Below are 334 nucleotides of genomic sequence, written 5' to 3' on the forward strand. Positions count from 1 at the left end.
GCCTTGAATTTAAAAGCTCCTTTAGCATCACCAACTTTTACAGGAACGGTTTCAGGAATAACTAAATCAATGGTTGGTTTAGCGAACGTTGATAACACCAGCGATGCAAACAAACCAGTTTCTACATCTACGCAAGATGCGTTAGATTTGAAAGCCAATATTGATTCTCCAACTTTTACCGGAACGGTTTCCGGAATTACTAAAACGATGGTTGGTTTAGCGAACGTTGATAACACCAGCGATGCAAACAAACCAGTTTCTACATATACGCAAGATGCGTTAGATTTGAAAGCCAATATTGATTCACCAACCTTTACCGGAACGGTAAGTGGAA

At 39.8% G+C, this 334-nt stretch carries 1 protein-coding gene; it reads left to right on the top strand.

The features are described 5' to 3' along the window. The coding region (locus EOD40_RS17855; RefSeq protein WP_196781476.1) for a hypothetical protein at positions 1-334 on the top strand (334 nt) is incomplete at both ends.

Source organism: Flavobacterium sufflavum (genome assembly GCF_004016525.1).
Lineage (GTDB): Bacteria > Bacteroidota > Bacteroidia > Flavobacteriales > Flavobacteriaceae > Flavobacterium > Flavobacterium sufflavum.